Source organism: Arthrobacter sp. ov407 (assembly GCF_900102895.1).
Lineage (GTDB): Bacteria > Actinomycetota > Actinomycetes > Actinomycetales > Micrococcaceae > Arthrobacter.
This window is the reverse complement of the sequence record NZ_FNGD01000008.1, coordinates 184,368-194,045: the sequence shown is the minus strand read 5'-3', so window position 1 is coordinate 194,045 and position 9,678 is coordinate 184,368. Positions and strand designations below refer to the sequence as shown.

The following is a 9,678-nucleotide window of genomic DNA, read 5'->3' as shown; positions in this document are numbered from 1 at the left end:
CCGTTGCCGTTGCCGTTGCCGCTACCATTGCCGTCGCCCGGCTGGTGCGACCCGTTGCCGTTGCCGTTGCCCGGCTGGTGCGACCCGTTCCCGGAACTGTTGTCCGGCTGGCCGCCGTTATCCGGCTTGTCGCCGCCGTTGCCCGGCGGGGTTGTGACAGGACCGGTCGGAGTGTCCGGCTTGTTCGAGTTGTCCGGCTTGTCACCGTTGCCCGGCTGGGTCGTGACAGGACCGGTCGGAGTGGCCGGCTTGTTCGAGTTGTCCGGCTTCTCCCCATTGCCAGGCTGGGTCGTGACAGGACCGGTCGGAGTATCCGGCTTGTTCGAGTTGTCCGGCTTGTTCGAGTTATCCGGCTTGTTCGAGTTGTCCGGCTTGTTCGAGTTGTCAGGCTTGTTCGAGTTGTCAGGCTGGGACGTCCCTGGCCCAGCCGGAGTGGCAGTTGAACCGCCGGAGTGCACACCCGTGGCATTGCTTGGTGGTGCGGCGTTTGCAGTGCCTGCGGTTCCCAGCAGGGCAAGTCCTAAGATCCCCACTGTTGCGATTGTTCGTCTCATTGTCGGTCTCTCCCTCTAAGCCAGTTTCTGAACCGACCGGAGCGCGGAGAGTAACCAAATTCGAGACCCAAGAAAAACGACTATTTGAGACCTCAAACAGCGAAATGAATTATGACAGTTACTCCCCAGCATGCCGTCAGTTCGCTTGCTTTTTCAGGCTATGGCGGGAGCCAGACCCAGTCCCGAGTAGCAACTACCCGCTTATTCGAGATTGCGCTACCTAATGCGGCGGCCTGTACTCAGTCCTTCGGCACGGATTACGTGTCCACCTTTATCGAGCAAAGCTGCGAAGCTCAGGGCGGGCTCTTTTGCGCAGGTTCAACCCCAAAAGATTCCGCACTTTCGGCCTGAAGACGACAAACGCTCCCACACCTTGGTGCGGAAGCGTTTTTGTCCCCGAAGCCGCTGACGGCGAGGGAATGTCAGTCATGGAGGCGACTCAGGCCTCACCCTAGGCCTCGGCGGGTTCCTCGTACTTCGGGAAGACCGGGGCCGGGGCGGGCAGGTCCGTGCCGGCGGCGATCGGCGTCCCAAGGGCCGTGAACTGGCGCGCCCCGCCTTCCGGCTGGCCGAGCGTGTGCAGGATGGCCGCCGTCGCCGTCGGCATGACCGGCTGGGCCAGGATCGCGACGATTCGCAGCACCTCGAGGGTCACGTAGAGCACCGTGTTCATGCGTTCGACGTCGGTCTTGCGCAGAACCCAGGGGGCCTGCTCGGCGAAGTACGCGTTGGTGTCCCCCAGGACAGCCCAGATGGCCTCGAGCGCGCGGCTGAACTCCTGCTTCTCGAACGCGGCCCGGGAAGTCTCCAGCAGCCCGTTGGCCTGGCCGAGCAGCGCGGTGTCCTCCGCGGAGAACGTGCCGGGCGCCGGCACGCGGCCCTCACAGTTCTTGGCCACCATGGACAGCGACCGCTGGGCCAGGTTGCCGAAGTTGTTGGCGAGGTCGGAGTTCATCCGGCCCACGATTGCCTCGTGGTTGTAGTTGCCGTCCGCCCCGAAGGGGACCTCGCGCAGGAAGAAGTAGCGGACCTGGTCCAGGCCGTACTGGGCCACGAAGTCCGCGGGCGCCACCACGTTGCCCAGCGACTTGGACATCTTGACGCCGTTGTTCTGCAAGAAGCCGTGGATCATGATCCGCTTCGGCAGTTCAAGTCCGGCGCTCATGAGGAATGCCGGCCAGTAGATGGCGTGGAAGCGGGAGATGTCCTTGCCGATCACGTGGACGTCGGCGGGCCAGAACTTCTGGAAGGATGCCGAGTCGACGTCCGGGTAGCCGACCCCCGTCAGGTAGTTGGTCAGCGCGTCGACCCACACGTACATGACGTGCTTGTCATTGCCGGGCACGGGAACGCCCCAGTCGAACGTGGTGCGGCTGATGGACAGGTCCTCCAGCCCGCGCCTGACGAAGCTGATGACCTCGTTGAAGCGGGACTGCGGGGCACCGAATTCGGGGTGGGCCTCGTAGAGCGCCAGCAGTTTGTCCTGATAGGCGGAGAGCCGGAAGAAGTAGCTCTCCTCGGCCGTCCAGGTGACCTCGGTGTCTGATTCACGCGAGTAGCGGATACCGTCGTCCTTGACCACGGTCTCGTCCTCAACGTAAAACGACTCGTCGCGGACCGAATACCAGCCTTCGTACTTGGACAGGTAGATGTCCCCGTTGGCCTCCATCTTCTTCCAGATGGCCTGCGACGCCGCGTAGTGGTCGGCGTCCGTGGTGCGGATGAAACGGTCATACGAGACCCCCAGGGCGGCGTGCGCCGCCTGGTAGATCGCGGCGTTCCGGTCCACCAGTTCCTTGGGCGTGACGCCTTCCTTCTCGGCGGCCTGGGCGATCTTCATGCCGTGCTCGTCCGTGCCGGTCAGGAAGAAGACGTCGTACCCGTCCAGGCGCTTGAAACGAGCCATCGCATCGGTGGCAATGTACTCGTAGGCGTGGCCGATATGCGGCACACCGTTGGGGTACGTGATGGCCGTAGTGATGTAGAACGGGGATTTTTCAGAAGAAGTCACGGTCTAAATCTAGATCAGTTCTGTGAGGGTATCGCTCTGGCGGACCAGTTCGTGGTCATGTGAAGCCACCAGCACGGCAATGCCGTCCGAGGTCGTGTCCTTGAGGATGCTGATGATGCGGTTGGCCGCGGCACGGTCCAGGCTGGCCGTGGGCTCGTCGACCACCAGGACGCGGGTGCCGAGAATGAGTGCGCGGGCGATCGCCACGCGCTGGCGTTCACCGCCGGAGAGCTGGGCCGGGCGGTGGCGCATGCGCCGGCCCAGGCCCACGAGGTCCAGGAGGTCCTTGGCCATGTCGCGGCGCTTCTCGACCTCGCCGTCGGGTACGGCCGGCAGCAGGACGTTCTCGAGCGCACTCATCCCGTCGATCAGGGCACCGCCCTGGTCAACGTAGCCGATCAGGGCCCGGCGGCGGTCCGCAATCTCGTCGTCGCCCATGGTCTCAAGCGAGTCGCCTTCCCAGAACACCCGGCCCGACGTCGGAAGGGTCAGTCCCGCGCCGACGGTCAGGATGCTGGTCTTGCCCGAGCCGGAACGGCCGGCGACGCAGTGCATTTCGCCGGCGTGCAGCGTCATGTTGAAGTCGTCCACCACGTTGACGGGCTCGGCACCGCCCTTGCCGCCGCCGTAGTGGATGGTGATGTTGCTCAGTTCCAGCGGCGTGGCGTGGTCCGTGGCCTTCACGATCGTGTTGGCGCGGGTCTTGTGCGCACCGCGGCGGGTGCTGGCGGTCATCCGGTCGTGTGCCTCCCGGTCAAGGTTCAGCTCGTTAGTCATTGGACCACTTTCGTTGCAATCGGAATCCAGCAAAGTACAGCTACGAGACCGGCAATTGCGGCCCACAGCGCGGCATAGGGGGCGAGGAGGAGGCCGATGCCGAGGGCGCCCACAATCCCGAGGGGAAGCGCGATGGTTCCCACCATGGCGTTTTCAAAGAAGCGAACCTGGCCCAGCATGTCCGGGTTCCAGCCCATGGCCCGCAGGGTACCGAGGTACTGGCGCTTGGCCTGCAGCTCGAAGCGCCCGGTGACCATAGTCAGCAGCAACCCGACGGCAACGCCGGACACGCCCAAGATGATGCTCGGGAGCGCGATGCTGGCCGCGGCCAGCCCGCTGAGGGCGCTGGCGCCGGCGGCCCGCGGAATGTCGATCAGCAGGGCAACCAGTCCGCCGACGGCCGCACCGAAGACACCGACGGCAACGGCCAGCGAGATGGTGTTGAACTTGTTGGTGCTCAGCTGCCGGTTGGCAAAGGTCAGTGGGGAATCGACTGCAATGAGCCGTTCATCGTGTTGCGGCTCCTGGTCCACTACCTCGCGGTGGCGCAGCTGCTGCGCCGCGACGAACGCCGCACCCACGTAGAGCACCAGGACCGACGCCGAGACCACCGCGGTGGCGGTGCTCCAGCTGATCAGGCTCAGGGTGATGCCGACGACGGCCAGCAGCGCGGCGCCGACGCCGAATTCGGCCAGCACCCACGAGCGGATCTTGCGCTGGGTCCAGCCCATGGCCCGCAGGGTTCCGGCCTCGCGGCGCCGTTTGCGGATGTAGCTGACGGTGGAGGCGCCGGTCAGGAGGGCGGCGCCACAGAGGGTCAGGAAGAGCAGGGTCAGGTTCGTGGCGGTCAAGGAGCCGGAAACGGCGTCCGCAGCGTCCTGTCGGACCCACGACTGCTGCACGGTGCCCAGCGGCGATTCCTTGCCGGCGTCGTCCTTGGAGTAGCCGGGAACAGCGATGCTGGCGTCTTCGCGGGCCGAACCGGCCACGACGGTGGCCTGCAGGCCCATGTCGCGGATCTCGTTGGCGAGCTTCTCCACCTCGGGCTGCGCCTGCTTCCAGCTGCCCGGAACCTTGGCACGGACCCGGACGGCGTCGACCACGGAGGCGTTCTTCTCGTAGCCGCGGGCGGCCGCGAGGCCGTAGTAGTCGGTGATGGCACCGGCGGATTGGCTGACCAGTCCCGTGGCGCTCAGCGAGGGCTTGAGTTCGGTGTTGACGTTCGTGCCGGACGCATCCTTGGTCAGGGTGAACGGCGCGGGGTCGTAGCCGCCCAGGGGCAGCCGGTTGACGTCCCCCGCGGCGTCCTTGACGTTCGCGGCGTCGAACGTGCCGTAAACCATGGCCAGCGGCGTGGCCAGCTTCTTGCCGGTTTCGAGGTTCTGCCGGTAGGCGCGCTCGTCCACGGGGTTGCGCTGGGTCTGGTCGACGGCGGCGCCGTTGGCGGCCTTCTCCGGCAGCCGGTTCACGGTGACCCAGTCACCGGGCGTGGCGCTCTTGTCCACGGCGCCGTTGGCGGCGGTGTCGCCGTCCTTGTACGCCGGGGCGGCGGCAAAGTTGGTGCTCCAGGTGGCGGGGTTGTAGAGACCCTGGCTGAAGGATCCGGTGTCACCCATGAGCTTCGAGAGGTCCTTGGACCCGGGCCAGGCGAGGGCGAACGGGGACTTCGAAACGAACGGCAGGTAGTCCTTGTCCAGCGAACGGGTCACGGTGCCGATGTCCTTGGTGACGTTGCCGGAGTCATCGATTTCCTCGACCTTGACCGAGTACTTCAGGTCCAGGGCGGTGCCCGAGCGCACGATCAGCGGAATGGCCTGCGAATCGGCGGTCAGCTGGCCGTCGCGCTTGGCCTGCTGGTACTGGTTCATCAGCGGTGCCCAGTACTTGAGCTTGACGCCGAGGAAGTCCGGGCCTTCCTTGAGTTCGTCCATGGAGATGCCGTTGGTGAAGAGGCTCTCGAAGTGCCGGCCGATCGCGCCGGCGTTGCGCGCGTCCGCGGGCGGCGCCTTCTCCAGCGGTGCCAGGAAGTCACCGGCGGTGCCGAGCAGCGCGCGTTCGGAGACGGGGTCGACGGCGACGACGGACTCGGTCACCTGCGGCGCCATGGGCAGGGAAACGGAAAGGTTGAAGAGATTGTGCTCCGAACCGCCGGCCGGGGTGGGGAACTTGATGCCGGTCTCCCCGTCCGGGCCCTGGATGCGGACGTTCTTGCCGCCTTCAACCTGCTCTTCAACGAGCTTGGCCTTGCCAAGCGAACCTTCGGCCGTGGTCTTGAACAGGGTCTGGTCGGAGTGGCCGTCGGAGCTGACGGCACTGGCGGTGAGCCGGTATTTCTTCGGCGTGTCGCTCAGCACCGATTCCGCGGCCGGCCACTTGCTCGGGTCCGTGGCGGTCGGGTCGCCGGAGGTTCCCGCGAGGCCCGCGTTGAAGCCCAGGTAGTCCGTGGCGTCCAGCCGCGGCGATTCCAGGTTCTGCGTCACGCGCGAGACCAGGCTGATGGGCGCGGCCACCGAGGTGCCGGAGAGCTTGCGAATCGCATCCAGCTGCTCGAAGCTGATGCCGCCCTGGCCGGTGGCGATGTCCGGCTGCATCAGGCCGCCGTTATCACCCGCCTTGGCCTGGACCAGGACGTCGTAGAGCCCCCGGGAGTTTTGGTCCACGGTCCTGTTCAGCGCCGCCTGGGACTGACCCTGGACGAGCACGGACAGGCACATGGCCACGATCAAAATGGACGCGGTCAGCAGAAGCACTCTGCTTCTGATGAACCTCTGGACGGCGTTCATTGGGCTCCTGAAAGCTGGATTGCGTGCGCACGCCGCAGTTCATTTCCCGCGGAATTGAAGGCGTCCCGTGCCGGGCGTGCGAAAGTAAAGGCCGGTCTGCCGGCCAAGACCCGAATTTCGGTCCTAGCCATTGTACGCAGACCGGCCGACCACTCGTGGCCGCCGGCGGCGGTCATGTCGCCGCCGGCGTCTTGAGGGGAGGATTTCAGTCCTCGAGGTCAACCTCACGGACCATGTCAGCGCCGATCCCGGCCTTGATCGCGTCAAGGACCTGCTGGGGAACGGAGCTGTCGATGGTCAGCAGGGCGAGCACCTGGCCGCCCTCCGTCTGGCGTGCCACCTGCATGCCGGCGATGTTGATGTTGTTCATGCCCAGGATGTGGCCGATCGTGCCGATCACGCCGGGGCGGTCCGAGTAGGCAACCACCACGAGGTGTTCGCTGATCGGGATCTCCACCTCGTAGCCGTTGACGCCGACCAGTTTCTGGATCTGCTTCGGGCCCGTCAGGGTTCCGGCGACGGAGATCTGGCTGCCGTCGCTGAGGGCGCCGCGCAGGGTCAGGACGTTGCGGTACGACTCGGTGTCCGGCGTCGTGATGAGGCGGACGTTGATGCCGCGCTGTTCGGCGATCACGGGGGCGTTGACGTAGGAGACCTGCTCGGTCACGACGTCGGCGAAGATGCCCTTGAGCGCCGCGAGTTCCAGGACCTTGACATCGAGCGAGGAGATCTCCCCTGCAACCTCGACGTCGAACTGCGTGAGGGAGGCGTGGGTCAGCGCGGTGAAGATGCGGCCCAGCTTTTCAATCAGCGGGATGCCGGGGCGGACGTCCGGGGCGATGACGCCGCCGGCGACGTTGACAGCGTCGGGGACCAGTTCGCCCGCCAGAGCCAGGCGGACGGACTTGGCGACGGAAACGCCGGCCTTCTCCTGGGCCTCGTCGGTGGAGGCGCCCAGGTGCGGGGTCACCACAACGTTGTCGAGTTTGAAGAACGGCAGGTCGGTGCTGGGTTCCTTATGGAACACGTCGATGCCGGCGCCGGCGATGTCACCGGCTTGCAGCGCGGTATAGAGGGCTTCCTCGTCCACCAGGCCGCCGCGGGCGACGTTGACGACGTATGCCGTGCTCTTCATCTTCTTGAAGGCGTCGGCGCCGAGCATGCCGACGGTTTCCGGGGTCTTGGGCATGTGGATGGTGATGAAGTCCGACTGTGCAAGGAGCTCGTCGAGGGTCACCAGCTGGACGCCGAGCTGGGCGGCCCGGGCGGAGGTGATGTAGGGGTCGTACGCGAGGATCTTGGTGTCGAAGCCCTTCAGGCGGGCCGCGACCAGGGCGCCGATCCGGCCGAGGCCAATGATGCCGATCTTCTTCTCGAAGAGCTCGATGCCGGTGTACTTGGAGCGCTTCCACTCGCCGTCCTTGAGCGCGGAGCTGGCCTGCGGGATGTGGCGGGCGAGGCTGAGGATGTGGCCGACGGTCAGTTCGGCGGCGGAGACGATGTTCGAGGTCGGAGCGTTGACCACCATGACACCGGCCTGCGTGGCCGCCTTGATGTCCACGTTGTCCAGGCCGACGCCGGCGCGGGCGATGACCTTGAGGTTCTTCGCGGCGGCGATCGCCTCGGCGTCCAACTGGGTGGCGGAGCGGACCAGGATCGCGTCGACATCGGCGATCGCGGAGAGCAGCTGGGAACGGTCGGAGCCGTCAGTCTGGCGGATTTCAAAGTCCGGGCCGAGGGCCTCGACTGTGGCGGGCGAAAGTTCCTCAGCGAGGAGTACGACGGGTTTGGTGCTTGTCACCGGTGACCTCTTTAGCTCTCTTGTGTATCTGGTGGGGATTTTGGTGAATCGGGTGGTGCTGGTGATGCGGGTGGTGCTGGACAGCAGGGAAGCCGGACCCCAGGATGTGGTGTCCGGCTCCCCTGCCGGGCAATGCCTAGCGGGCCACTGTTCCTTCGGTGTAGTCGTCCTCGTTCTTGATCCAGGAGAACAGCTTGCGCAGTTCGCGGCCGGTGGCCTCGATCGGGTGGTCCTCACCCTTCTTGCGCAGCGCCTTGAACTCCGGCGCGCCGGCGTCCTGGTCATCGATGAAGCGCTTGGCGAAGGTGCCGTCCTGGATGTCCGCCAGGACAGCCTTCATGTTTTCCTTCACCTGCGGGGTGATGACGCGCGGTCCGGAGACGTAGTCGCCGTATTCGGCGGTGTCGGAGACGCTCCAGCGCTGCTTGGCGATGCCGCCCTCGACCATGAGGTCGACGATCAGCTTGAGCTCGTGCAGCACCTCGAAGTAGGCGACCTCGGGCTTGTAGCCGGCTTCGGTGAGGGTCTCGAAGCCGTACTGGATCAACTGCGAGGCGCCGCCGCAGAGGACAGCCTGCTCGCCGAAGAGGTCGGTTTCGGTCTCTTCGGTGAAGGTGGTCTCGATGACGCCCGCACGGGTGCCGCCGATGGCCTTGGCGTAGGACAGCGCCAGTTCCCTGGCCTTGCCGGACGGGTTCTGCTCGACGGCGATCAGGTCCGGCACGCCGCGGCCGGCTTCGAACTCGCGGCGCACGATGTGGCCTGGGCCCTTGGGGGCAACGAGGGCGACGTCGACGTCGGCCGGGGGCTGGATGTAGCCGTAGCGGATGTTGAAGCCGTGGCCGAAGAACAGGGCGTCGCCCGGCTGCAGGTTCGGGGCGATGTCCTCGGCGTAAACGTGGCGCTGGACCTGGTCCGGGGTGAGGACCATGATGAGGTCGGCCTCGGCGACGGCGTCGGCAACGTTCAGGACCCGCAGGCCCTCGGCCTCGGCCTTGGCACGGGACTTCGAGCCCTCCTTCAGGCCGACGCGGACGTCAACGCCGGAATCGCGCAGGCTGAGGGCGTGGGCGTGGCCCTGGGAGCCGTAACCGATGACGGCGACGGTGCGGCCCTGGATGATCGACAGGTCGGCGTCGTCGTCGTAAAACATTTCAGTCACTGGGGTGTCTCCTTTTGAGTGGATTCTTCGTAGATATTGTCTGTAGTGCTGCGGTACAACGGGGCGCCTGCGCGGCCTACGCGGTGCGAAGGGCCCTGTCACTCATGGAGCGGGATCCCCGCCCAACGGCCAAAGTGCCGGACTGCACGATTTCGCGGACGCCGAAAGGCTCCAGCACTGACAAAAGTGCCGTGAGCTTCTCGGGGTGGCCCGTTGCCTCAATGACCACCGACTCTGTGGAGACGTCGACCACTGAAGCGCGGAACAGGTCTGCAGCCTGGGTGACCTGCAGGCGTGTTGCGGCGTCCGCACGTACCTTGACCAGGATGTGGTCACGCTGTACGGAAGATTCTGAGGTGAGCTCGACGATCTTGATCACGTTGACCAGCTTGTTCAGCTGCTTCGTGACCTGTTCGATCAGCTCGCCATCGGCGTCGACCACGACGGTCATCCGGGACATGCCCGGGACCTCGCTGGGGCCGACGGCCAGGGAATTGATGTTGAAGGCCCGGCGGGCGAAGAGGCTGGCGACGCGGGTCAGCACACCGGGCTTGTCTTCGACCAGAACGGACAATGTGTGGCGGGTCATG

Annotated in this window: 6 protein-coding genes and 1 pseudogene; all 7 read right to left on the bottom strand. The window is 65.7% G+C overall.

The window, feature by feature from the left end; translation table 11 throughout:
- Positions 1 to 533, bottom strand: a pseudogene (locus BLS42_RS20255) (hypothetical protein); the annotation flags it as partial.
- A gap of 472 nt (positions 534 to 1,005) precedes the next feature.
- Positions 1,006 to 2,565 carry a methionine--tRNA ligase gene (metG, locus tag BLS42_RS12415; RefSeq protein ID WP_090581576.1) on the bottom strand — a complete coding sequence of 520 codons (1,560 nt, stop codon included), beginning with the start codon at positions 2,563 to 2,565 and terminating at the stop codon, positions 1,006 to 1,008.
- 9 nt (positions 2,566 to 2,574) lie between these two features.
- The gene (locus BLS42_RS12410; RefSeq protein ID WP_371129565.1) at positions 2,575 to 3,342 is read right to left on the bottom strand and encodes an ABC transporter ATP-binding protein; all 768 of its coding nucleotides are present in this window, start codon (positions 3,340 to 3,342) and stop codon (positions 2,575 to 2,577) included.
- Positions 3,339 to 6,125 carry an ABC transporter permease gene (locus BLS42_RS12405; RefSeq protein ID WP_090581574.1) on the bottom strand — a complete coding sequence of 929 codons (2,787 nt, stop codon included), beginning with the start codon at positions 6,123 to 6,125 and terminating at the stop codon, positions 3,339 to 3,341. Before BLS42_RS12405 ends, BLS42_RS12410 begins: the two co-directional genes overlap by 4 nt.
- Positions 6,126 to 6,330: 205 nt before the next feature.
- Positions 6,331 to 7,926 (bottom strand): phosphoglycerate dehydrogenase, encoded by a 1,596-nt coding sequence (gene serA / locus BLS42_RS12400; protein ID WP_090581572.1) that lies wholly within the window; start codon positions 7,924 to 7,926, stop codon positions 6,331 to 6,333.
- Positions 7,927 to 8,062: 136 nt separating this feature from the next.
- The gene (ilvC, locus tag BLS42_RS12395; protein ID WP_176803379.1) at positions 8,063 to 9,088 is read right to left on the bottom strand and encodes a ketol-acid reductoisomerase; all 1,026 of its coding nucleotides are present in this window, start codon (positions 9,086 to 9,088) and stop codon (positions 8,063 to 8,065) included.
- A 76-nt stretch (positions 9,089 to 9,164) separates the two neighbouring features.
- Positions 9,165 to 9,677 (bottom strand): acetolactate synthase small subunit, encoded by a 513-nt coding sequence (ilvN, locus tag BLS42_RS12390; RefSeq protein ID WP_090581570.1) that lies wholly within the window; start codon positions 9,675 to 9,677, stop codon positions 9,165 to 9,167.
- Position 9,678 lies beyond the last annotated feature (1 nt).